The sequence below is a fragment of the Oscillatoria sp. CS-180 genome (assembly GCF_028330965.1).
Classification (GTDB): domain Bacteria; phylum Cyanobacteriota; class Cyanobacteriia; order Phormidesmidales; family Phormidesmidaceae; genus Halomicronema.
The window spans coordinates 191,594-215,325 of the sequence record NZ_JAQMUB010000032.1 but is presented as its reverse complement, the minus strand read 5'-3'; the positions used below and the strand labels follow the sequence as shown (position 1 = coordinate 215,325).

Below are 23,732 nucleotides of genomic sequence, written 5' to 3'. Positions count from 1 at the left end.
GTCAGAATGAGCATAAAATCCGTCTGTCATGGGGTTACAGCCTAAATTTAGAATTAGGGCTGCCTGTTAAATAGACATTGCCTTTGTTCTGCTATTCCAAGTCAGCCTGTTCTGAGGAGAGCCAAATGTCCCCCTCATCTACGTCCCAACAGTCTCAACCTACTTCTGAAAAGACTTCTGAGGATTTGCAGCCGTCCCTCAGAAATGCGTTGAGCAGTCTTAATATCAATCTTAATTATGAACTAGCGCGATATCGTCACGCTAAGCAGGGGAATGGCAAACCTAATGCAATGCCGCCGTCTTTTCAGCCTCGTCAACGGCGATCGCTGAATCTACTCGGCATTTCGTCGGCGGTAGGTCAAGGAAACGCACAGGTAGCTCAGGAGCAAGCGTCTCCACCCCCTATGCCGCCTAATCCTCGCCTTTCACACGCAGCAGCATCGCCTGCTGACAGTATTTTTGAACAGGGTGCAAACCCCCTTAGAAACGAAGCGGCACAAAGTGAGGCTTTAGAGACTATAGCTTTGGACGGCGCTCTCGTCAGGCAAACACAGCCCGAAGAAGAAACTTACCTGGCTTCAACTGAAGCTTTGATTGAGAATCTCAACCATGCGCCTGACCCTGAGCTAGCAGAAGGCTATCCTGCCAAACCTACATCCAGAAATTGGTCGGAATGGCTCAGCACGCCCCTCGGCTTAGGTGCATTGCTATTGCTGTTAGTGACTAGTGCTGGCTTTGGCTTCGTGCTTGTTAATCCCTACGTAGCTGGCAATCTCATCAGCAATACGCCTTTAGCCCGTCTATGGCCCGATGCATCTGAAGATGAGGAGGCCACTGCCGATGGTTCTTCAGAGGAGCTTGAGGCATCAGAAGAGACAGACGCGAGGGCATCTTCTTTGAGTTCCTTAAGTCCTGATTTATCTCAGAGAGAGTTCTCTAATCTGGACTTGAGCACCCTCAGTAACTTACCGTCCAACTCCACCTCAGCAGGGCAACCTCTTGTTGCTAACTCCAACAATAATCGAGAGAATAAGCCTCCAGCGACTGAGCCGTCTTCAACTACAAATCGCAGCGTCTCTCAAGAGACAGCTACAGCTGATACAGCAACGAATACGCCACAAGTCAATGAGATCCCCAGAACAACGACCCCAGCACCTATGCCTGCTGCGATGACACCTGCACCTCAGGAAACCGCCGCTCCTGCACCTCAACCACAAGCGATCGCACCTCAGCCAACACCAAATACCTCCCAACCAACACCAAGCGAAGCAACCCAGCCTGCTTCACCTAGAGTAGAAGATGAGCCTGTCAGCGTTGAACCAGCAAGTTCATACTACGTGGTTTCGGACTATACAGGAGATCCGTCTTTAAGCACAGTTCGCGAAGTTGTAGACGATGCCTACGTTCGCAATTTCGATACCGGTGCCCGTATTCAGCTAGGCGCATTTAATAGCGAAGCAGGTGCAGCCGCGCTTGTTGAGGAGCTTGAGTCACAAGGCATCGACGCTCAAGTTTATGAACCGTAGACATCTCAAAATAAAAATGTTCTCCAGCCTCCCAGTGAAACTTAACAGACCTCTGTAGAGGAAGTCGCCTGATCCTTATTAGGAGCTGCTAGGCAGATAATCCGTTTACGCGAGTCCTATTGGGAAATATGTCATGTTTACAAGTATCCTACACGGCTCTCATACCCTATTTAAATGCAAGAGAATCAATAGGATGCATCCTATACGTTCTGGAACTTATCTGAGGGAACTGAGAGCCAGCAAGGGCAATGGGCACAAGGACCGACACCTGACGGAAAGGGCGAGTTTGAATATCTAGAAAATCCAGAACCTCAGGGTCCGATCGCTGAAGCTCCAGTCCCCAATCCCAAACTTTACGCTACTCCAAAGCAATAATTGAGTCACAGCTGAGGACAGAAGGACGCCTAGGTGAATGGCCTGTGACAATAAACTGTGACACCGAAGCATTCATCCTTAAACAGCTAACCCGCGATCTCTTCCCAGTTCACAGGTTAGCTGATTGCCCCAAAGCCTTTTGCTTAGCTATTGTAAGTTTTCTAGTCTTCGCCCCAGGTATATTTAGCCAGGATGGAGACTAACTTAGCCGAATTAATTGGCTTGCTGATATAGTCCTGCATCCCTGCCTCAAAACAGCGATCGCGATCGCGGGGCCTTGCCAATGCCGTTGTCGCCACGATAGGAATGTCAGCCCATTCTGAGTTTTGGCGAATCCGCTGAGTGACGTCTAGTCCATCCATGCCAGGCAGATGAACATCCATCAGAATAAGGATGGGACGATTTGATTCCAGCCAGGTTAATGCGGTTGGGCCATCAGGACAATGAGTTGCCTCGTAGCCCCAGTGATTGAGCATATGCTCTAGCAGGAGTGCATTGATGGGATTGTCTTCAACGACAAGGACTCGCCCTGTGATAGCGCTATTCGGTAACGTTGGCATTTTCCATTCAGAATGCTCTGAGGATGCCTCATCGGGTAAGGAATATTGCTTATCGTGACGACTAACGGTCCGGCAGTCTAACGGTAAATGAATTGTGAATCGGGTTCCTTTGTTGGGTTCAGACTTAACTGTGATGTCTCCCCCATGCAAACGAGTAAGTTTTTGCGTTAACGCTAAACCCAGGCCCGTCCCCTCATATTGTTTAGACAAGGAACTGTCCAGCTGCTGAAAAGGTTGAAACAGTGAAGATAACTGGTCTTCTGGAATACCGATGCCCTCGTCCCAAACCGTCAAGTTCAGATAGTCTCCCTGCTGTTCTACCTGTAAGCCAATAGACAGCCCTTTGTGAGTAAACTTGATGGCATTTGAGAGTAAGTTAAGCAGCATCTGCCGAACACGCATCTCATCTGCCATCAGCACAGGCAGATCAGGTGCAACTTGCCGATGGACAACTAGATTTTTCATCTCAGTCTGAGTCTCTACCATCTTAAGGATGTCATCACAAATGGAATCGACACAAATGGAAGTGACGTGTAGATCCATTTGACCTGCCTCAACCTTGGAGAGGTCAAGTACTTCGTTGATGAGGCTCAGCAAATGTTCTCCACTCTGATGAATTTGGTTAACGTACAGTCTCTGGCGATCGTTCAAATCTCCATAAACTTGCTGTTCCAAAAGTGAGGAGAAACCCAGGATAGAGGTCATCGGAGTGCGAAGTTCATGGGACATATTGGCCAAAAACTCCGTCTTAAGACGATTGGCACGAGCCAGTTCTAGGTTTTTAGACGCGAGTTCGGCTTTAATCGTTTCTTGCTGCGTGATGTCTCGCAGAATAATTGAAACGGCATTAGGCACATCCTCGCCTTCTCCGTAAACAGGACTGACCGAAACAAACGCAGTGAACGTTTGACCGTTATACCGCTGGCAAACGATCTGATCACTCCATCCTTCACCTGTCGCTCTTTCTAGGACATAGCGGACCTGATCTTGATTTTGAAAGAAGACTTCCAAATTAGTGCCAGTGAGTCTAGCTTGAGGCCAGCCAAAGATGCGCTGTGTCGCTAGGTTTGCATACAGAATGTTGCCATCTAAATCAGTAATCAAGGCACTATCATGTGCAGAATCTAGTGCCATCGAAAACATTTTCAGCTGGGCTTCAAACCGCTTGCGTTCGGTGATGTCTCGACCAATGCCCAGCGCACCAACGAGTTGTCCGGATTGATAGAGGAGCCGGCCATTCACCTCAATGAAAACACGATTGCCCGTCTTAGTCAGAACCACAAACTCGTAGTCTCGCAATTCACCTGTCTTTAACAGATTGGAAAAGGCTTCTAGAGTAGGTTTGTGGTACTCAGGAGCGACAATATCTAAGTAGGAATGCCCGACGACTTCATCGTAGCGGTCAGTACCAATAAGCTTTAGGCCGTAAGGGTTTACAAAAGTAAATTGCCCTGTCAGATCCAGGGTATAGACAATATCTGAAGCGGCTTCTACATAAGCACGAAACAGACTGTCCGAGCCAGGATCAAAAGTCGAAATTGGCTTAGAAACAGAAGCAATTGGAAGATTGGCGCTTGTCATAGCGTTAGCTTGTGTCCAGGTTGCGAACCAGCAGCTAGGAGCCCCCTGATAGAACTGTAAAGACTCGCTTATTGGGCTTGACCCTGACTGCCTCAATGAACTTTTCAAGGCTGAAAAAGAGATATCAGGGATTTTCCCGGAGATTATACGGAAAACCTCATACAAATGTTTCTGCACACTGATTTACATAGATGCTAAAAGGCTCTCAAAAGTTCCTGATATCAGACATATTCTTGCATGTATGTAGGTAAATCCCGTAGCTGAGCCAAGAATGCCTTGTTGGGCTAGTTTAGTTTAAGAGGAATCCAGCTGACGTCAAGAGGTCGTAAGACCGTTGCAAAATATACGAAGATAATATAAAGCTCTGAGATTCTAATATTTACTTTGGGCAGATTAAAATCCCAATACGTTGACAATCTCTTAAATAGCTTCTACGAATTCTGAAGGATCAGGACGTTGAGCGATCGCTTTTGCAGACTTAGCCGCTTTACCGGATAGGATGCGATCGCCCGACTCAGAAATCTTCAGCGCATCACAGCCTGGAGGCGCAGGAAAAGCAGAGGCTAGCTTCGCTGCTACTTTAGGGGGCGCTTCAAATAACAAGTTGGTAAACCCTTCCGCTTCATGACGACTGATAAGTTTGGCCTGTAGCTCAAACAATCGCAAAGCCACTAAGGGATAAACTTGGCTAGGGATTCCTAATAAGGCCCAACCTTTTTTCTCCTTAGCTCGTCGAAATCGTACTGTCTGCCAAACTGGAGAAGCAAACGAAATCTCTGCAGCTGCTGTAGCAAGACCCTTCATAATGTTTTGAATAGTAAATACTAGCGTACTAGATCTATTTTAGTTTACATGTACTAATTCCGCCAGTAATGCTGTTTTTCTTCAACAATGGATGCAGCAATAGAGGTCAGAAAATGAGAAGAGGTTTGTTATAAACCCAATAGCGCTTTAACTTTAGGGTAGCGGTCTGTCAAGCTAGAATTGTCGGTTGGAGGCCGTCAGTAAACCCACGTATCCCTCTTCAACGTTGGGTTACTCTGCGATCGGCCAAAGCCTATACTGCGTTCTACACCGATATTCCTATTTTGAATATTGCCAAAGTACTAATGCACCCAGCATCCAGAGTGCTTAGCGCCTAGCCAGATAGCCTGCTATCTTGCCCTAATGGCATTGGCAAGACTGAAAAAACAAAAAGCGGCGCAACATGTTGCGCCGCCACCGATTTTGCTGTGTTGGAAGAGATTGATAAAGGCGCTACTCGATGATGACGGGAGCAGCAGCAGAGGCTGTCCGCTCAGGCGAGGCAAGCGCGCTAAACAAAGGCTGGTTTGGCCTATCTGCAACTAGCATCGCCGTATCTTGAACCCGATTGAGCACAGCGACCGTTTTGGCGTCATAAGTTTGCGTTGCTAGCTTCGGATATAGACCGATTCCGATTACAGGTACTAGCAAACAGGCTGCAATGAAGGCCTCACGCGGACGGATGTCTAACATCAGTGGCGTCTTCTCAACCACCTCTCCGGTATTGCCGTAGAAGATGCGGCGCAACATGGAGAGCAAATAGATGGGAGATAGGACAACCCCGATGGCCGCTAGAACAATGACAGTTGCCTTAAAGGGAATGGTATAGGCATCGCTAGTCGCCATGCCAAGGAAGACAGCTATCTCACTCACAAAACCGCTCATGCCAGGTAATGCCAAGGAAGCCATCGCTGCCGCAGTGAAGAATGCAAATGCCGTGGGCATTTTCCGCGCCATTCCTCCAAGCTCTTTCATGTTCAGCGTATGAGTGCGCTCATAAGTGACCCCAGACAGGAAGAACATGACTGCTGCAATCAATCCGTGAGAGAGCATTTGCAGAACCGCGCCACTAATGCCAATGGTCGTGAAAGCAGCAAAGCCAATCAAAACGAAACCCATGTGAGCAATTGAGGAATAAGCCATCCGGCGTTTGAGATTGTCCTGTCCAAAAGCGTTCAGCGAGGCATAGACAATATTGACAACACCAATAATCGCCAGGAACGGAGCAACGTAAACATGGGCGTCCGGTAGCATCTCGATATTCATGCGGATGATGCCGTAGCCAGCCATCTTTAAGAGGACACCAGCGAGGATCATTGAGACAGCAGCTGGCGCTTCACTGTGAGCATCTGGTAGCCAAGTATGCAGAGGGAAGATGGGCAATTTGACTCCAAAGGCTACTAAAAAGCCTGCATAGGCTAGCAGCTGAAAGGGAAGAGAATAGTCTTTAAGCGCCAGATCAGTGAAGTTGAAGCTAACGGTGTCACCATAAAAGGCCATCGCTAGAGCTGCAACCAAAATAAAGATGGAGCCGATCGCAGTGTAAAGAATGAATTTTGTAGCGGCGTAGCGGCGCATCTTGCCGCCCCAGATGGAGATAAGCAAGTAAACAGGAACTAACTCAACCTCCCACATCAGGAAGAATAGAAGCATATCCTGACAGAGGAAAACCCCGACCTGAGCGCTATACATCAGCAATAGCAAGAAATAATAAAGTCGAGGTTTGAGAGAAATATTCCAAGAGGCAAGAATTGCCAAAGTAGTTACCAAGCCACTCAGAATGACTAGTGGCATCGATAGACCATCCGCTGCAAGCGTCCAGTTAAGCCCTATCTGAGGAACCCATTGATAGGACTCAACGAGCTGAAGTCCTGACTCTTGAAGAGAAAAATATCGGCCAAATGTATATAGGATGAGTGCAAATTCTGCGAGGCCAGCCGCAAGGGCATAGGTACGGATAGTCTTGTTGCTACCTGGTAGTAATGGGATTGGCAAGCTTGCCAAAAAGGGAAATAGGACAAGTGTGGTTAACCACGGAAATTGTTCGCTAATCATGACATTCACGTGAGTTCCGATGAAAGTTGCACATAGAACGCCGGTTATAGGAAGTTGTCTAGCTTGAGGCTGATGGGGTGTGCCTGTAAACACACCGCCTCGTTTCGCAGCGGCCTTATCCAAACAGCTAAGGTCGGAGGAAGTCAGCACGTGATTCAACAGGGAGTCGAATGCACCAATGACTAGGCGAACCAACCGGAAAATCCAGAGTGAGCATTTCTACTCACCGTCATGCATGGCCTTAGTATAGGCAACTTAGTTAACTTTTGCGAAGTTACCTTTCCATAAATTAAATGTACAACTTGACTCTATTAAGCTTCTGCAAAGCGTTACAGGCTTTTCAGGATTGATTCATGAAAAAAGGCAATGTGATTAAATACTTCGGATTATGTAAGCAAATATTAATCCTTCTGATAGAAATATCGCTCTCGCAGCATTGGTAATAGGAAACTTGCCTGCTTTTTGCTGTTAAAACTTTCCTCAGGCGACTATTTCCACAGTTCGCATCAGGCAGATAACGCCTACCCAGTCCGACTTTCTTGCTATAGCGTTAGCGCAGCTTGAATTCCGAGTTCAATTGGTGACAAACCCTAGTGAATTCCCGGATAGCTTGGGTAAACTCTTGAGTGCAGATCTATTTGCTCTTTCTTCTGGAAATTCTTATGGCGATCGCATTATCCCCTTCCGCCTTTATAGATAAGCCTATTAAATTTGGTACAGATGGTTGGCGCGGCATGATTGGCGCTGATTTTACCTTTGGCCGGGTATTTCATGTCGCACAAGTAGCGGCTCAAGTCTTGAAACAATGCTATGGCGAGGAGACTGGCAGTAACACTGTGATTGTGGGTCATGATCGCCGCTTCCTTTCTCCCGAATTTGCCCGCACGGCGGCGGAAGCCATTACTCAAGTAGGCTTCGATGTGCTGCTAACCGACGCTTTTGCGCCAACACCAGCCTTTAGTTGGGCCGCCAAAGACACGGGAGCGTTGGGAGCCATTGTCATTACGGCTAGCCACAACCCGGCTGCCTACAACGGATTAAAGATAAAGAGTGCATTTGGAGGGTCTGTTCCACCCGATGTGACTCAACAGGTTGAGGCGCAGTTAGACAAAACGGTTGAGATAGCAAGTACACCTGGTAGTTTACAAAGCTTTGATCCTTGGCCTAGCTATTGTGCGGAACTCCAATCCAAGGTGGATTTGGCCGCCATTCAATCTGCTATTGAGAGCGGTAAGTTGACGGTGTTTGCCGATGTCATGCATGGAGCTGCGGCAACGGGGCTTGAGCGGCTGCTAGGACGCTCAATCAATGAACTGAATGGTTCTGCCGATCCTCTCTTTGAAGGGGGAGCACCTGAGCCATTGCCAAAATATCTTCAGCGAATGCTGAAGACAGTAGCTGAGTATGAACCACCCGCATCCGATGGACTGATTGCTGGACTTGTCTTTGACGGTGATAGCGATCGCATTGCTGCCGTAGATGGCAAAGGTAACTTCCTAAGTTCTCAGGTCCTCATTCCAATTCTGATCGACCACTTGACTCAAGTTCACGGTTATTCCGGTGAGGTGATCAAAACCATCAGCGGCTCGAACTTAATTCCCAAGGTGGCTGCGCTACACAATCTGTCGCTGTATGAGACACCTATTGGCTACAAATACATTGCTGACCGCATGCTGGAATCTAAGGCACTTATTGGAGGTGAGGAGTCTGGTGGCGTTGGATACGGACATCACATTCCTGAGCGAGACGCCCTACTATCAGCGCTCTATGTCTTGGAATCGGTCGTGAAATCAGGGTTGGATTTGAGCGATCGCTACAGCAGACTACAAAAAACAACTGGATATCACTCTGAATATGACCGGATTGATTTACCTCTTGCCAATATGGAAGTTCGGAGTAAATTGCTTCATGAATTAGAGGCGAATTGCCCTCAAACTATTGCCGGAAAAGCTGTTGAAAACTGTTTATCCATTGACGGCTATAAATTTTCGCTGGAGGATGGCAGCTGGCTCTTGATTCGCTTCAGCGGCACCGAGGCCATACTCCGACTCTACAGCGAAGCCAAAACGTTAGAAGAGGCTCGCCAAAATTTGAATTGGGCTAAGGATTGGGCAACGGCAATCAGCTAATTTGCCGAACTTTGCTTGAAGAATGAATAGCGTATTGCTGCTAGACGACCCATCAAGTTCGCCTGTCTCAATGCTCTGTCTTGACTGCAATACGGTTAACGCTGCACGGCCCGATCCGTGCCCTCTTCTCTGCCGGTATTTCTAACATTGACAACCCGTTTCAGCAAACTAAACCAAAAGTTTGCTCCCATTGAAAGCGCAAAACCCGTGATAATCCACCCGAGGACTCTTCTGGGAATAAAAGGAATAAACCAAGATTGCTGAGATTCCTGTTGCTTTGCAACGACGGCGTCACCATAGCCTAAAGGAATTGGCAAACCACTCAGAGCCTGATCGACTTGCTCTTCCAATTGCTCCAGAGAGGCTGCATCAGGATTAGATGCAGCAACCTCTTCCGCAGCCAGGCTAATGGCACTACGCACGGCAGGGTCTCGGGAAAGACGATCTAGGATATGAAGCGAGTCAGCGTTGAGGGAAATCGCGATCGCAATGCCAATCAATATGCTGACGGCTTTAGCATTTCTGCGGTATACGCCCGTAGCCCGATCCATACCCCGATCAAACCAATTCTCAATCTCTAGTCCCAAAGACTTGACGTCACTTTCCACATCGGACAAATAAATTTTCAGGTTCGCCACTGGCTCCTCTGACAAGTTCTGTACTGCATTCAGCACAGTGTCGCTGGCTTTAGCTGCCAGCGAACTGCCCGCCTTTTCTGCCAATGAAGCCAAGCTTTGTTTCAGGCTTTCAGGCAACGGTTGTGTCTTCATTCTCTCGAAGATCCTTCTAGCTGTCTTATTATCTTTGCCGGCCAGTCCCTTTAGCTCTCTGTAAACAATACTGTTTTCATCTAAAACAGACACCAGTTCATCCAAGCTAGGCTGAATCGTTTTCAATAGAGCTGCCTTGTCTAAGGTCGTGCTAGCTAGACGATTTCGTAAGTACTTTAGCCGCCGCATGAAGGTTTCAGTGAGAGGATGATTATCTGGTAAAACGTCCTGGGCTGAATCAGCGAAGGTATCAAATCGATCAAGTAGGCGATCAATGGTTTCAGATAATGTTGCTCTTTTCTCTTTAAAGTCCTCAACCAGTTGGGTAATTGACTGTTCTAGTTCCCTAAATTCTATGTTCAACAGAAATTCGTTGGCTGTGCTCGCCCTTAAATCGTTCACCATATGATTGAGCGGCAGTAAGAGCTTCTCTTCAAGAAACTGTACGAGACGACTTTCTAATAAAACCTTTCTCAGATCTTCAACTTGGATACTGTCAAGCAGCGCTTGGGCAAAAGTTTTTCCTGGAATGTAGGAAGGTCCGCTCGTTTTATTGCCGAATACATTACGAGTCTGGGTAACGGTTCGATATAGCTTTCCAACGATCTGGTTAATGACTCTAAAGAAATGGGCGATCGGTCCCGTTGCTTCTTGATTGAGGCTACGGAGAATGGGAGTGTCATATAGGCGGTCAGCAAATGTTTGGGCAGCCGCCCGACTTTCTTTATCGTTGGCTGCAATCAGAACTTCGATTGAGCGCTTTAAGTGCTCTGCTCGCCATTGGAGGAGCGTTCCAATAATCTCTTGAATCTCACTCGCAAGAAGGCTCAGAGTCAGATAAATGAAGACAAGCCCAATTGCAATCTCCAGGATGAACGGTATGGCCATATTAATTCTGAAGCAGACACATTAGAGAGATAAAGGATTATATCGAGAACTGCCGAAAAACGACGAAATCTATTGCATAGTATTTCGTCCTCCTAAAATACCGTCTTTACTACTGATCAGAACTTACCTGTCAGCAGTTCATATGCACCAAATCGTTAAGATCACCTGTAATGACGACACTTGAAACAATCTCAGTTCAGCACAGGTGAGTAGTACTCACTATGAATATGAAAGTTTTGCGTAAGCTTTAAGAATAAATGTTATGAACATCGATCTAAGCAATACCAACTTCAAAGATTACGGACAATGACATTGAAAAATATGCCGTACCTTTAAGGATTGAAAATTTGTCCCTGTTCTCTGAAAAAGAATCCCAAGAAAGCTTGAATTAGGATCCAGATATTTTTCTCGCTTTTGTATTCAAGATACGGTTTAGACGCAAATCAATTTCAGGAGTCACTCATTGGCAATAAGGTGAGGCGGTATTATCGTCGTCTTAATCGTCTAAACCTTCTTCGTCATCAGTTAGCTGCTTGAGATGAATATGTTTGCGACCTAGTGAAATCTCAAATTCATCACCCGGTTGCAACCCCATCTGCTTAGTATAAGTTGCCCCTATTAACAAATTGCCGTTGGATTGAACTGTAATTCGATAGCTAGCACTACGGCCTCCTCGACCGTTTGCACTTTGTTCACTATCCAGTTCAATGCCTTCAGCTGCAATCAGCGCGTTCATGAATTTCATCATGTTGACACGCTTTGTGCCATTTTTAGTAATGGTGTAGTAACCACAGGCCTTGGCTTTTTCTTCTTTGGTATAGTTTTCTAGCTCTTTCACCTTTTGCACAAGAGCCTGTCCAGTCAACATTTCAACCTTTTGCTTTTCAGCCATCATTGACGTCCCGCAATCTACAACAGTTCAGCGTGTGTGACGAAGGATTCACCCAAACAAGCAAGCTAAGTCCCATCGACGTTAACTCTAATCCTAAAACTAGAAAACAGATCCTCCAAATTGTGTTTCTTAGCATTATCGTCAACTATGAAAAAAATATTTTTTGACTGGTTGTCCAATCAAACAAATCAGTTTGAGCAAGAATAATACCGCAGAATCTAAAAGATGAACAGTAGAATCACAAACGTTTCCTGGGGTATCAGAGAATCGTCAACTACCAATCAATAAATAATGTTAATGAGATGTCATACGGAATTTCATGCCAACTGGTCTAATCAAAGGTTTGTCACTCGCCTAAAGTTCCTAAGAATCACTTCACCCCATCACTGAGATTGAACAAGCTGTTGGTCAATACTGAAAACAGAACTCACTTCACTAATTAATGCTGTAGACAAAATGCAATTTTGCTGTGTATGAACAGTTCCTAAACGTTGAGAGACGATTAAAACCTTTGCAATGGAGGAGTTCGCGGTCACAATGAAACTTACAAAACGGGGGCATTACAGCGTGAAGGCTTTACTAGATTTGAGTTTGCAACCCGAGAAAAATTTATCTTCGGTAAGCGCGATCGCTCAGCGACAAAATTTGCCTGCACCCTACTTAGAGAAACTATTAATAGAGTTACGTCGGGCCAATTTAGTAATGTCTGTTCGTGGATCCCAAGGAGGTTATCGATTGGCAAAAGCAGCAGCAGATATTTCGTTGGGAGAGATATTAACTGCGGTAGGTGAAACGGCCATGCTTTTACCCCAATATGACTCAGCTTTACAGCAAGCAGAAGACTGGGTCACAGTCAGCATTTGGAAGCGGCTTCACGAAAAAACAAAGCTAGCGCTCTATAGCATTTCCCTCGAAGATTTGTATTACGACGCTCGCAGTTGGCAGGCCTCTCAAGGAGAAAATGCAAGTTTTGTGGTGTAGCGAAGCCGTTTTAGTCTTGATAGGAGCTGCTGCTGTTGATTTTGTAGTTGGCGATCCTTGGGAATGGATTCATCCTGTGCAAATCATAGGATGGACGATTCAAGGGTATCAGCGAGTTATTTTTCGGTTCATTCAATTACCGCTGCTTCAGAAGGTGTTTGGGATTGGCCTAGGGCTAGGACTACCACTGCTCAGTGGAGCGATCGCAATTAGCATAGTCACGCTAGCTAACCACCTGAATCCCGTCTTAGGCCACGGCACTGCCATTGTCATTTTGGCAAGCTGCTTTGCCGAACGAAGCCTTCGCAAAGCCGCAGAAGATGTTCTTCACCCTTTAGAGAATGGTGATATCCAACAGGCTCAGGCTAGACTCAGCCTTTACGTTGGGCGCGACACTGAGGGACTTTCTGAGGCTGCAATTCTCAGAGCGGTATTAGAAACAATAAGCGAAAATACCACAGACGGCGTCGTAGCTCCTCTGTTTTATGCAGTGGTGGGTTTAGCCATTGGGCCTGCAGCAGGTGTTGGTTTAGCAATGGCATACAAAGCCTTGAGCACGCTGGATTCTATGATTGGATATCACTCTGCACCCTATACGTACCTAGGGTGGTTTAGTGCCCGAAGTGAGGACGTTGCTACTTGGCTTCCCTGCCGTCTAACTGTGCTCACTGTGGCTTTGCTCTCCCGTCATCCCAGTTACGTATGGCGCATTTGTTGTCGAGACGCGCCAGCAGATCCCAGCCCAAACGCTGGATGGAGTGAGTGCGCCTATGCCAGCGCCTTGGGAGTTCGACTAGGGGGAGTTAATACCTATCAAGGCAAGCCAAAAGAAAAGCCACTGTTGGCCGATCCCAAGCGTCCAATTTCCCCTTTAGTTATTCGGCAAGGCCTAAATCTTACTCAATGGACATTTTTGATTTGGGTGCTGTTCGGCATAATCGGGCTAACTATTCGCGATCGCTTACACCTATGATCTGCAGGGGGCAAATCACATGGCTAGCTTTGTTGAGATTCTCTCGAACGATGAACTTCGACGTACCGTTAATCGTCTCGCGTCAGAAATCGTAGAGCGAACCAGCTCCTTAGAAAATCTAGTCTTGATTGGGATTCATACCCGGGGCGTCCCATTAGCTCAACTCCTAGCTGATCAAATTCAGCACCTAGAAAATCATGCTGTTTCGCTAGGGACGCTTGATATCACTTTTTATCGAGATGATCTCGACAGCATTGGCATTCGAACCCCTGAACGCACAGATATCCCTTTCGATTTGTCGAGTAAAACTCTAATACTCGTAGATGATGTCATCTATAGTGGGCGAACGATTCGAGCGGCCATGAATGCTATCAGCGATTATGGCCGCCCCGATACCATTCGATTAGCCGTTCTAATCGACCGAGGCCATCGCCAATTACCAATTCATCCCGACTTTGTGGGTAAAGCAATACCCACAGCTCGTGAAGAAGCTGTGAAAGTGTCTTTGAAGACTATTGATGGCTATGATGGCGTTCACCTTATCCGGCGACTGTAGAGAACTCATCAAACGCTGAGCCCAAGAACGACCTGGCAAATACAGGAAGATTATTTACGACACCTATGTTTTCAAGCTCGACAGACCACTAGGGCAAGACCGGTAAAGCCGCTATGTTCGCTGGAGAGATCGGCATCGCAGCGGCAGTTTCCTCAGAACTTCCCACATTGGAACCGACGGGTAAAGCAATTTCCTCGCCCCTTTCCTCAAGCACAACAACCGGAAGGGGTCCACCCGGTCGGTTCTCGATGCGCTTGACTAAGACAGTACCGTTTGAAAGGCGATCGCCGACCTTTACGTATCGGCTTGAGGGTTCACCAGGTGCTTTGACGATAGCGTAGTTTTCGCCATCAACGTTAGCCACACCCGAAATTTCAACTTGAGCCGCAGTAACGGTTGGCGGCGGTAGAACGGGGAGTGATTCAGTCGGTGATGTTTCCGGAGGAGATTGCCCATCTTCACCAGCAACACCGCCAGGAGCCGTCGCATTCGTTCCTCCTGGGCTAGTAGGCTGGGCTTGGCCTCCCGCTTGATTAGGAGAAGGGGGAGAGCCAGCATTATTGGGTGCATCTTCAGGCGCAGGGGGTGATTGGACTACCGGAGGAATTGGAACATAAGCATAGGGATCAGTGCGTTCGCGGTCGATCTCTTTAATCCGCTCATTTGGATCAGTTGACGGCAATAGCTCCGCTCGGGCAATTTCAGCAGCCGTAGGCAAACCCGGCAACATTGCCTCTTGGAACAGTGCTTCATCTTCTCCCTCGGCAGGAGTTCCGGCTACACCGTCCTCTGTAGCTTCAGGATCCAGAGGGGCTTCCTCGACCATGAGATCATCTAAAGCCTCTTGCTCCAATTCTGCAGTTCGTTGAGCTAGCCGCCCTCCCAATAGAGGAAGCGATAGCAAAGAACTGCCTAATCCAAGCAAATTCATGATCAGGCTATTGCGCGCCCATTTTCGGTTCTGGAATTTAACACCATAAACCAAGACTGCAAAAGGAACTAGCAAGGCTAAGACACCCCAAAGGGTACTCACCCGGAAGGCATCAATAGTCCCAATAAGCCATCCCAGAAAGGATAATAAAATCCCTAACCCTAAAAGTATTAAAAATGCCATAGCGCCCATGACGCTGCCTCCAAGCTCACCTTCGCCAATGTTCCTAAAAGATAGCTCAATTCTCAGCAGATGGAACGTTTTGAGCAGTTTCGTCTTCTGGCGAAGATACCATTAGGCTCTTGAGATGCTTTAGACCTTGCTTAACTCGGCGGGAAACCGTCACAGAGCTAATTCCAAGTCGTTCAGCAGTTTCCTTCTGAGTCAGATCTTGAAGGAATACAAATTCTAAAATGCTGCGTGTTTTGTCTTCAAGCTGTTGTAATGCTTGGTGGAGCCGAATACGATCTTCTTCTGCTAGCTGAAAGCTTCGATATTTAGGATCAGGCAGTACATCCGACAGAGAAGCTGAATCTGAGTCCTCTTCTAGCATAGGCGCATCCAGACTCAGCAAGGAGCGATTGCGAACAGCCAGCTTTACCTCGCTCCACTCCTCAAGGGAGATGTCAAGAAAGCCAGCAATCTCTTGCTCGGTAGGCTGACGATTCAGCTCTGTTCGTAATGTATGAATAGCTTGTCGAGACTGATGTGCCAAACTTTGCCATTTGCGAGGAATGCGGACAGTCGCACTACGATCGCGGAGATAGTGCTGAATCTCTCCTCGAATGTAGGGAATAGCAAATGAACTGAACGCATATCCTTTGGAGAGGTCAAATCGTTCGATGGCCCGAATCAAGCCTAGACTGCCCACTTGCATCAAGTCATCAAAGGATTCATCAGACTGACGGATCCAACGATGAGCCTCGCGACGAACCAAACCCAAATTCAAACTAACTAAACGGTTGCGTAGTTTCGGCTGTTTATATTGATGATATTGCTGAAGCAGTTCAGCTGTTTCACCTTTGAGTTCTGAATAAGTTTGACGAGGCATCCTGAATCCTTTTTGGAATGAACTTGCCTATAGACACAGCGATTAAAGGAAATTTCTTAACTGGGCTATTGTAACTTTGCTTGATATCGAAGTCATTTCAAACGTCAGTCCCATTTCCCAGTCGCGAAGAAAGTTGCCTCATACGCTCGTTTCCAAATCTATGGACCAATTTCTGAGACAACAATGTCGTTACTACGGATTCCTGAACAGATGCACCTGAATCAGTATATAGAATATTGACCTTCTCTATTTTTTATTGGAGCTTCTAGCTAGATCACTTCAGCGTATCTTCTCCCTAGAGTCGAGTTGGCTTCAACGTATCTTCATATAAGGACAGAACGTGGAACCAGGCGTCCTCAGCAGAGGATTGGTCATAGCTTTCTCGCTGATCGCAGAAAAAGCCGTGTCCGGCGTTGGGGTATCGATAAATCTGATGATCGACTCCGCAGTGGTGTAGCGCTGCCTCAATTTCATCCATATCCGAGGTTGGAATCAGCGGATCTTGTAGTCCAAAAAATCCATACACCTTGCCTTGAATCTCAGATGTCCGAGACACCGTTGGCGTAGTTCCACCGGGAGTAAAGCTACAAATTCCGGCACCATAGAAAGAGGCCGTTGCCGCTACATCAGGCAACGTGGCAGCCAAATACGCAACGTGGCCCCCGAAGCAAAACCCAATGCAACCGACCTTATTGAGCCTACTATCAAAGTTCGAGCGGCCATAGGCGATCGCAGCTCTGATATCACTCAGCAACTCATCGGCTCGTGTCCCATTTTTGTACTGTCGTCCTAGCGCTAGGTCAGCCTCGCCATAGCCAACCTCAAACCCCGGCGCTTGACGATGATAGATGTGAGGCGCGATCGCGATATAGCCTTCGTGGGCAATGCGGTCAGCTACATCTTTAATATGAGCATTAACGCCAAAAACCTCTTGAATAACGATCACAATGGGGCATCCAGTCGCGTTCACAGGATGTGCTAAGTAAGCAGGAACGCTGATATTTTCGCTATTTGTATAAACTGTAGCTGTAACAATCGGCAGAGAAGCGGCCATAACGACTCTTCATGTACGAACGATTTTATTAAAAGCAGGTTTGAGGAGACTTTCGAAGGCTTTTTATAATTTCTTTGTAGGTGAACTGCGTAGGTGAATTGCGAAGTCGCACGGAGAAGACGTTTGAAAAGAGCGCAATACGCAATTGGAATTATTGAAACCTGCGGAATACCAACCGCACTTGTTGTCGCCGATATCATGGGTAAGGCTGCGGAAGTAGAAGTGGTCGGGATTGAAAACACAGGCACAGGACGTATCAGCGTTATTGTGAAAGGACTGACGGGTGCAGTGAAAGCAGCTCTTTCAGCAGCCATTAATTCCTTGGATGAACAGTCGGGCGCAATTGTGTTGGGTCACCACGTTTTGCCTTGCCCTGATAACTCTGCTGACCCGAGTTGGCGGCCTTGGCTTCACGGTTCACAACATTCATCAGATGATACCGCTGGTTGGTTGGACGATTAAATCACTCCCTCCGGCAAAAAACTCAGTATCTGTTGAGAGAAAAGTGTCAAATTTTATTGAATTTACATTAATTATTCGACTAAGTGATTCAGCCTTAAAGTCAGCGAGGCTAACTTCCCTAGTCTCCAAAGTTGAGTTTCCTATTCTATAGAGTTGCCCTTGCCTCGGCGTTTATTGGGAGAGCCAGTTGTGCTTAAGTTTCATATTCAGACCGATAGTGAGATTCCAGCATCGACTCAGTTGTATGACCAGCTGTGGTTTGCGATCGCATCTCGGCAATTTCCGCCGGGCTATCGGTTACCCAGCACTCGCCAATTAGCCATGCAAACGGGCTTGCATCGCAACACTATTAGCAAGGTTTATCGTCAATTAGAGGAAGCCGGAGTTGTTGAAGCCCAACCAGGTTCGGGCATCTATGTTAGAGCACATTCTTCAGTAGAAAGTTCACGTCCTCATCTCGGGTTATGGGATAAGTTTCCGAAAGCCCGCAAAGTTGTTGAGGATGTTTTAGATGAGCTGTTGCGGCAGGGGTGTTCCCTCAATCAAGCCCGTGAGCTTTTCTTTGCCGAGGTTGACTGGCGACTAAGATGTAGTGCTCGGGTTTTGGTCACCGTTCAAAAGCAGGATCTGGGAGCCGGCGAACTGATCGTTCGAGAATTAGAGGCGGCTCTTCATATTCCCGTGCAGCTAGTTGCTTTGGAAGATTTAGATGACGTTCTGGCTCAAGCTCGATCTGGAACGGTTGTCACTAGCCGATATTTCTTAGCCGAAGCTGAAGCGATCGCTGGACCCAAATCAGTTCGAGTTATTCCTATCGATATCTACGATTACAGTCGTGAATTAGGGCTTCTGAAAGACCTACCAGAAGATACCTGTCTAGGAATGGTCAGTTTAAGCTCCGGTATTCTTAGAGCAGCTGAAGTCATCGCCTACAGCCTAAGAGGAGACAATATTTTAGTGATGACGGCTCAAACAGAAGACGCCTATAAGCTGAATGCTCTGGTTCACAGTGCTCAGACTATTGTGGTATTCGACCAAACGAGTTTGCCCTATGTAAAGCAAGCCATCTCTAGTGCTCGTGAAGATCTTATCCGCTCACCTCAAATCATCGTCTGCGATAACTACATCGGTGAAAAATCAATCAGTCTACTTAAGCGAGAATTAGGCTTAGAGAATTAGCTTGACTAAAAAACAAAGCCTTACTCAAATGAGTAAGGCTTCTCAGCAGGAATAACGCCCAGTAGACACCAAACTTAGACCTTCAACTTGGGCACCAAACCACCTGATGCACGACGGCGGGTTAGGCGAATACGCCAAAACAAGCTCCAAACGTTTGGATAGAGACAAGCTGGAAAACTCAAAGTCCGCGCGATCGCCCATTTTCGCTGTAGTAAAGCAACCAATCCCCAATGGAGACGGACATAGCGGCTAATGGCTTTCATCGAAGGACATTTAGCCCGGTACTCTTCGTTCACGCGCTCATAGATCCGCTGCTTAATGGTGAGATTCAGGTCAACTCGATAGTGCAAATCTTTTTTCTGTTCAAAGCCACCTGACCAAAGGGTGCGATAGGCGAGAGGTTCACTGAGAAAGAGAGCATCGCCATGTTCCGCAATTCTGATCCAGGCATCGATGTCATCATAGTTGGTTGTCATGGTGGTATCCCAACCATCCGCTTTTAGAAAAGCATCCCGCAGTGATGCCACTTGAACCGGAGTCCCAAAGGGGGCTTGCTCAAGCAGCATGCCGTAGTGAATAGCCTCTTTTGGGATGAAGAAAGTTTGACTAGGACCGATTAGTCCTGTGCGCTTGAGTTCATTCCCTTGCTCATCCACCTGAATGGAACCACAGGAGCAAATGACCGCCTTCGGATGACGTGCGATCGCCTGCTGCATTTTCTCAATGCAGTCTTCGGCTAAGTAGTCATCGTCATCCAGAAATTTGATCCAATCTCCTGTCGCAATCTGAACTCCAGCGTTGACACTTCCGGCATGGTTGAGATTCTGCGAGTTTCGCTGGTAGACAACTTGATCACCTAGGCCACGAACATAGCGTTCAGTTCCATCGGTAGAGGCATCGTCGACCACGACAACCTCGCAGGGTACAGTCTGATTTAATGAAGATGCGATCGCTCGTTTAAGAAATTCGAGCCGATTATGTGTCGTAATGACGATACTGAATTTCATGCAAATTTCGGTGTAATAACCCTGGAGGTTAGCTAGTAACCACGAATCGTCTCAGTACTCAATGGATCACACCTGATGTTGGTAGAGCAGTTCTAAAAGCAGCCCTGCTTTCTCCCAGCATATAGAAGCTGTGGAGCAGCTTTGACGGCAAAAATACTGAACGAAACTGCTAAGCCAACTTCATCTATAGCCGTCGCCAGTTTTGCTAGAACAAGACGGCGAGCCATCTAGCTATGGGCTAAGCACTTGGATGCTATTGGGTACACAAGCCTAGATGGCTAAAGCTATAAGGCGGCGTGCGATTTCCTTGGGTGTTGAGACAATTACGGTAGGTAAAGCTCTAGGGTGTGCGGTTGAATCAGAAGAAAATTTAGCACTCTAGATTCAGCACTCTATGAGGGCAATCTCATTAGCAAGTTCTCTGCCAGAACAATGCATCCTTGAGGACTACTAGCCTGGTAAAGAACAGAATGTTTGCGCTTCTACATGGGCGAATCTGGAAGGCAAAGAAAAAAATGAGATCGAAAATACCGCATCCCTATCAGAGGGACTTGAGCTAGAAACCTACCACTCTAAAGTTCACCGTTTAAGGGGTTTCTCTCTAAGAAATTCTGACGAAATTACAGCATTTCCAAGCGGGATTTTAGAATTTTTGCTTGAGTTTCAGCCTCAGCAAGCGCATCACGAGCACCTTGCACCACTTCTGCAGGCGCTTTGTTCACGAATCCTGGATTGCTTAATCGTCCTGATAAAGATTTAATTTCACCTTCTACTTTGGTGAGGTCCTTCTCGATTTTTGCTTTAAGCGCGTCAACATCGACTAAACCCGTTAAGGGAATGAGGACCTGTACGGTTCCTGTTACACCCGCAAACATTTTTACGGGTGATTTTGATGATTCTGTTTGTTCTGGTGATTCTATCTGCTCAGCTGGCAGTTCGGACGGTGCGGTTGATTGCACATGCTCGGCAGTATCAGCCGCCTCTTGAGCCACAGGAAGAGCGATCGCCTCCGTTGAGTAAGGCTCGGTAGTGGAACGATTTTCCAACCATTCCTTAGCTTCACCGACGATTTCTCGACGAGACCGATCAAAGTTAGCCAATGTTTGACGTCGCTGATCGGCATACAGAAGCTTCTGACCGACAAACCAGATAGTGTATCCTATGCCAACCAGCTTCAAGAAAGGAGCAACAAGCGGAATACTGTCGAGGGTATTGGCAACGGCAAGCAGAATCTGTAGCAAAATCACAAGAACGAACAGCAGCAGAAAAAACGTCATAGGTCGACGAAAATTACTGAAGAAGCGCTCTAAATAAGTCAGCGGTTCTTCCAAAAGGGGACGCATCGTGATCCAGAAATCCACGATCTCTGCTGTCATGCCCTCAAGATGAACGCTTTCAGAGTCAACGTTTTCGGAACGAACGACTGTAGCATCACCAGCTTTTGAGGGAGTCAGTTTTGGACTCGCTTGAACAGTGAGCGTTTCAACTTTGCCAAGGGATTGAATGTAGCTTTGAGTCGACTGTAAAATTCGGCGCTCTTTGGGATTGTCGGATTGCAGGATAGTTTCAATCTGAGCGTTAGGCTTAATTCCAGCCTCAGCTCGCAGGTTTCGGATAGTTCGCAGGGTGTCAATCAACAAGTCAAAGTCTTTTTCCAGCTCGGCATCGATCGCCTGCAAGTCAGCAATTGGATAGTCTTGTAATGCCAAAAACTGGTTATCCGTTGCTTGATTCAGGGTGTGCCAGATTTCTTCTGTGATGTGCGGCATAAAGGGATGTAGCAGTCGCAGAATGCCATCGAGAACAGAAGCCAACGTCTGCTGAGCGACTCGCTTGGAAGGTCCTTCTCCTTGCAAACGAGCCTTGACTAGCTCAATGTACCAATCACAAAAATCTCCCCAAATGAAGTCGTATAGCTCCTTCGCCGCTTCACCCAATCCATATTTACCCATGTAGTCATGGACGCGCTGAACAACGCCGTTGTACCGCGATAGAATCCAGCGATCTGCAAGTTCCAAATGTTGAGTATCAGGTTTACCCAATTGCGCAGGGGACTGACCGCCTAGATTCATCATGGCGAAACGGGCAGCATTCCAAAGCTTGTTGGTAAAGTTCCGAGACGCTTCTACAGAAACAGATTCATCAGTAGCACGGTTGTATTCCAGACGAATATCTTGCCCGGCACCTGCCACTTCACGAATGAGGGTATATCGCAGAGCATCCGTACCATATTTGCCAATTAAGACCAACGGGTCAATACCGTTCCCCTTGGATTTCGACATTTTCTGGTTGTTCTCATCCCTGACAAGACCGTGAATGTAAACCGTCTCGAAGGGCATGGTATCCGTGAAATGGCCCGCCATCATCGTCATCCGAGCAACCCAAAAGAAGATGATGTCGAATCCCGTTACCAGAGTCGTCGTGGGGTAATAGGTTTTAAAGTCGTTAGTTGATTCATCAGGCCAACCCATTGTTGAGAAGGGCCACAGACCGGATGAGAACCAAGTATCCAAAACGTCGGGATCTTGTTCTAGCGTAATGTTTTCGCCAAACTGTGCGATCGCTTTAGCCTTGGCCTCATCCAAATTGGCCGCCACAACAAATGGGGTATTGTCGCGAATTTCGCCATCCGTTTCGCTCGTGATGTACCAAGCGGGAATCTGATGTCCCCACCAAAGCTGACGTGAAATGCACCAGTCGCGCAAATTGACTAACCAATCACGATAAACCTTAGTCCAACGCTCTGGAACAAATTGTGGAGAGTTGTGGTTGTCTAGCGCGTCTAGTGCTTTATCTGCTAGAGGTTTGACCTTGACAAACCATTGAGTAGAGAGCAGTGGCTCAATAGGAACCTTGCCGCGATCGCTGTAGGGCACCGTGTGCTGATAGTCTTCGATTTTGACTAAAAACCCCTCTTCTTCTAAGCGATTGACAACTCCTTTACGAGCCTCAAAACGGTCTTGTCCCGCAAACGGCCCAGCTTCAGAATTCATGGTGCCGTCTTTATTCATCACCGTGATCATGGGCAGATCGTGGCGTTGCCCCATAGCGAAATCATTGGGGTCGTGGGCTGGCGTCACTTTCACACAACCCGTTCCAAATTCCTTATCAACGTATTCATCAGCGATGACGGGGATTTCTCGTCCAATGATAGGTAGAGTTAGCGTTCTGCCAACGAGATGACGGTAGCGATCGTCTTCTGGATTCACCGCAACAGCCGTATCACCCAACATCGTCTCTGGTCGAGTCGTGGCAACTTCCAAAAAGCCAGAGCCATCCGTTAAGGGATATCGAAAGTGCCACAGATGGCCATTGACCTCTGTGGGTTCAACTTCCACATCAGAAATCGCTGACTGACTGGCAGGACACCAGTTCACCATATAGTTGCCGCGATAAATCAACCCTTCATCGTACAAGCGAGTAAAGGCCGAAACGACGGCTTTGGAAAGCCCTTCATCCATGGTGAAGCGCTCACGGCTCCAATCAACAGAAACACCCAGCTTTCTAAGTTGTCCAACAATCGTGCCGCCGGATTCTTCCTTCCACTGCCAAGCACGCTCTAGGAAGCGATCGCGCCCCAAGTCATCCAGTGTTTTACCATCCGCCTTGAGCATTCGCTCCAAAATGGTCTGTACGCCAATGCTGGCATGGTCTGTTCCTGGCAGCCAAAGTGTATTGCGGCCCTGCATACGCTGATAGCGGACCAAAGTATCAATCAGCGCATTTTCAAAGGCATGCCCCATGTGTAGGCTGCCTGTCACATTGGGTGGGGGAATGACCACACAGAACGGTTCTCCTGGATGCTCAGGATCAGCCTTGAAGACATGCTGATCTTCCCAAAGCTGCTGCCATTTCTCCTCAGTCATAGAGGGATCGTACTGGCTGGAGAGAGTTGGAATAGTGGCCGTCATGAGGTCAACTTCCGTTCTTTGCAGTGAATAAGCGCTAACCCTAAGGA

Annotated in this window: 17 protein-coding genes; 7 read left to right on the top strand and 10 right to left on the bottom strand. The window is 47.3% G+C overall.

Features of this window, described 5'->3' with window-relative positions:
* The first annotated feature begins 125 nt into the window (after positions 1–125).
* The gene (locus PN498_RS07940) at positions 126–1,526 is read left to right on the top strand and encodes an SPOR domain-containing protein (protein WP_272062182.1); all 1,401 of its coding nucleotides are present in this window, start codon (positions 126–128) and stop codon (positions 1,524–1,526) included.
* 536 nt (positions 1,527–2,062) lie between these two features.
* Here PN498_RS07940 and PN498_RS07935 read toward each other — a convergent pair.
* From PN498_RS07935 to PN498_RS07925, 3 genes are all read right to left on the bottom strand, one after another.
* Complete coding sequence (locus PN498_RS07935) at positions 2,063–4,042, bottom strand: PAS domain S-box protein (protein WP_272062181.1); 1,980 nt, start codon at positions 4,040–4,042, stop codon at positions 2,063–2,065.
* Between the two features lie 420 nt (positions 4,043–4,462).
* A complete protein-coding gene (locus tag PN498_RS07930) occupies positions 4,463–4,846 on the bottom strand; it encodes a hypothetical protein (RefSeq protein WP_272062180.1) in 384 nt (127 codons plus the stop codon).
* Between the two features lie 453 nt (positions 4,847–5,299).
* The gene (locus PN498_RS07925) at positions 5,300–6,901 is read right to left on the bottom strand and encodes an NAD(P)H-quinone oxidoreductase subunit 4 (protein ID WP_272062179.1); all 1,602 of its coding nucleotides are present in this window, start codon (positions 6,899–6,901) and stop codon (positions 5,300–5,302) included.
* A gap of 662 nt (positions 6,902–7,563) precedes the next feature.
* Here PN498_RS07925 and PN498_RS07920 point away from each other — a divergent pair.
* A complete protein-coding gene (locus PN498_RS07920) occupies positions 7,564–9,030 on the top strand; it encodes a phosphoglucomutase/phosphomannomutase family protein (protein ID WP_272062201.1) in 1,467 nt (488 codons plus the stop codon).
* 95 nt (positions 9,031–9,125) lie between these two features.
* Here PN498_RS07920 and PN498_RS07915 read toward each other — a convergent pair whose 3' ends face one another.
* Together PN498_RS07915 and PN498_RS07910 are read right to left on the bottom strand one after the other, a co-directional pair.
* Positions 9,126–10,688 (bottom strand): hypothetical protein, encoded by a 1,563-nt coding sequence (locus PN498_RS07915; protein WP_272062178.1) that lies wholly within the window; start codon positions 10,686–10,688, stop codon positions 9,126–9,128.
* A 496-nt stretch (positions 10,689–11,184) separates the two neighbouring features.
* A complete protein-coding gene (locus tag PN498_RS07910) occupies positions 11,185–11,580 on the bottom strand; it encodes an AbrB family transcriptional regulator (RefSeq protein ID WP_272062200.1) in 396 nt (131 codons plus the stop codon).
* 537 nt (positions 11,581–12,117) lie between these two features.
* Here PN498_RS07910 and PN498_RS07905 point away from each other — a divergent pair.
* From PN498_RS07905 to pyrR, 3 genes are read left to right on the top strand one after another with little or no spacing between them, the layout of a single operon-like run.
* Positions 12,118–12,561, top strand: coding sequence for an Rrf2 family transcriptional regulator (locus PN498_RS07905; protein ID WP_272062177.1), 444 nt, complete (start codon positions 12,118–12,120; stop codon positions 12,559–12,561).
* Positions 12,542–13,534, top strand: a complete 993-nt coding sequence (gene cbiB, locus PN498_RS07900; RefSeq protein ID WP_272062176.1) for an adenosylcobinamide-phosphate synthase CbiB — start codon at positions 12,542–12,544, stop codon at positions 13,532–13,534. Before PN498_RS07905 ends, cbiB begins: the two co-directional genes overlap by 20 nt.
* A gap of 19 nt (positions 13,535–13,553) precedes the next feature.
* Positions 13,554–14,090: a bifunctional pyr operon transcriptional regulator/uracil phosphoribosyltransferase PyrR gene (gene pyrR, locus PN498_RS07895; protein WP_272062175.1), complete on the top strand. Its 537-nt coding sequence runs from the start codon at positions 13,554–13,556 to the stop codon at positions 14,088–14,090.
* An 88-nt stretch (positions 14,091–14,178) separates the two neighbouring features.
* Here pyrR and PN498_RS07890 read toward each other — a convergent pair whose 3' ends face one another.
* The 3 genes from PN498_RS07890 to PN498_RS07880 form a co-directional block, all read right to left on the bottom strand.
* Positions 14,179–15,213, bottom strand: coding sequence for a hypothetical protein (locus tag PN498_RS07890; RefSeq protein ID WP_272062174.1), 1,035 nt, complete (start codon positions 15,211–15,213; stop codon positions 14,179–14,181).
* A gap of 46 nt (positions 15,214–15,259) precedes the next feature.
* Positions 15,260–16,072: an RNA polymerase sigma factor SigF gene (locus tag PN498_RS07885; RefSeq protein WP_272062173.1), complete on the bottom strand. Its 813-nt coding sequence runs from the start codon at positions 16,070–16,072 to the stop codon at positions 15,260–15,262.
* A 295-nt stretch (positions 16,073–16,367) separates the two neighbouring features.
* Positions 16,368–17,126: a dienelactone hydrolase family protein gene (locus tag PN498_RS07880; protein ID WP_272062172.1), complete on the bottom strand. Its 759-nt coding sequence runs from the start codon at positions 17,124–17,126 to the stop codon at positions 16,368–16,370.
* Between the two features lie 123 nt (positions 17,127–17,249).
* On the opposite strand from PN498_RS07880, the gene PN498_RS07875 reads away from it, so the two are divergent.
* Both PN498_RS07875 and PN498_RS07870 read left to right on the top strand, forming a co-directional pair.
* Complete coding sequence (locus PN498_RS07875; protein WP_272062171.1) at positions 17,250–17,588, top strand: BMC domain-containing protein; 339 nt, start codon at positions 17,250–17,252, stop codon at positions 17,586–17,588.
* 189 nt (positions 17,589–17,777) lie between these two features.
* A complete protein-coding gene (locus PN498_RS07870) occupies positions 17,778–18,767 on the top strand; it encodes a GntR family transcriptional regulator (RefSeq protein WP_272062170.1) in 990 nt (329 codons plus the stop codon).
* 74 nt (positions 18,768–18,841) lie between these two features.
* On the opposite strand, the gene PN498_RS07865 is transcribed toward PN498_RS07870, so the two are convergent.
* Together PN498_RS07865 and PN498_RS07855 are read right to left on the bottom strand one after the other, a co-directional pair.
* A complete protein-coding gene (locus tag PN498_RS07865) occupies positions 18,842–19,774 on the bottom strand; it encodes a glycosyltransferase family 2 protein (RefSeq protein ID WP_272062169.1) in 933 nt (310 codons plus the stop codon).
* Positions 19,775–20,394: 620 nt separating this feature from the next.
* Positions 20,395–23,685 carry a valine--tRNA ligase gene (locus PN498_RS07855; protein ID WP_442951406.1) on the bottom strand — a complete coding sequence of 1,097 codons (3,291 nt, stop codon included), beginning with the start codon at positions 23,683–23,685 and terminating at the stop codon, positions 20,395–20,397.
* Positions 23,686–23,732 lie beyond the last annotated feature (47 nt).

Coding starts and splice junctions, on each gene's coding strand:
- PN498_RS07940 (WP_272062182.1), top strand. CDS start 126: ATGTCCCCCTCATCTACGTCCCAACAGTCTCAACCTACTTCTGAAAAG.
- PN498_RS07855 (WP_442951406.1), bottom strand. CDS start 23,685: ATGACGGCCACTATTCCAACTCTCTCCAGCCAGTACGATCCCTCTATG.
- PN498_RS07865 (WP_272062169.1), bottom strand. CDS start 19,774: ATGAAATTCAGTATCGTCATTACGACACATAATCGGCTCGAATTTCTT.
- PN498_RS07885 (WP_272062173.1), bottom strand. CDS start 16,072: ATGCCTCGTCAAACTTATTCAGAACTCAAAGGTGAAACAGCTGAACTG.
- PN498_RS07930 (WP_272062180.1), bottom strand. CDS start 4,846: ATGAAGGGTCTTGCTACAGCAGCTGCAGAGATTTCGTTTGCTTCTCCA.
- cbiB (WP_272062176.1), top strand. CDS start 12,542: ATGCAAGTTTTGTGGTGTAGCGAAGCCGTTTTAGTCTTGATAGGAGCT.
- PN498_RS07920 (WP_272062201.1), top strand. CDS start 7,564: ATGGCGATCGCATTATCCCCTTCCGCCTTTATAGATAAGCCTATTAAA.
- PN498_RS07915 (WP_272062178.1), bottom strand. CDS start 10,688: ATGGCCATACCGTTCATCCTGGAGATTGCAATTGGGCTTGTCTTCATT.
- PN498_RS07890 (WP_272062174.1), bottom strand. CDS start 15,213: ATGGGCGCTATGGCATTTTTAATACTTTTAGGGTTAGGGATTTTATTA.
- PN498_RS07905 (WP_272062177.1), top strand. CDS start 12,118: ATGAAACTTACAAAACGGGGGCATTACAGCGTGAAGGCTTTACTAGAT.
- pyrR (WP_272062175.1), top strand. CDS start 13,554: ATGGCTAGCTTTGTTGAGATTCTCTCGAACGATGAACTTCGACGTACC.
- PN498_RS07925 (WP_272062179.1), bottom strand. CDS start 6,901: ATGATTAGCGAACAATTTCCGTGGTTAACCACACTTGTCCTATTTCCC.
- PN498_RS07935 (WP_272062181.1), bottom strand. CDS start 4,042: ATGACAAGCGCCAATCTTCCAATTGCTTCTGTTTCTAAGCCAATTTCG.
- PN498_RS07910 (WP_272062200.1), bottom strand. CDS start 11,580: ATGGCTGAAAAGCAAAAGGTTGAAATGTTGACTGGACAGGCTCTTGTG.
- PN498_RS07880 (WP_272062172.1), bottom strand. CDS start 17,126: ATGGCCGCTTCTCTGCCGATTGTTACAGCTACAGTTTATACAAATAGC.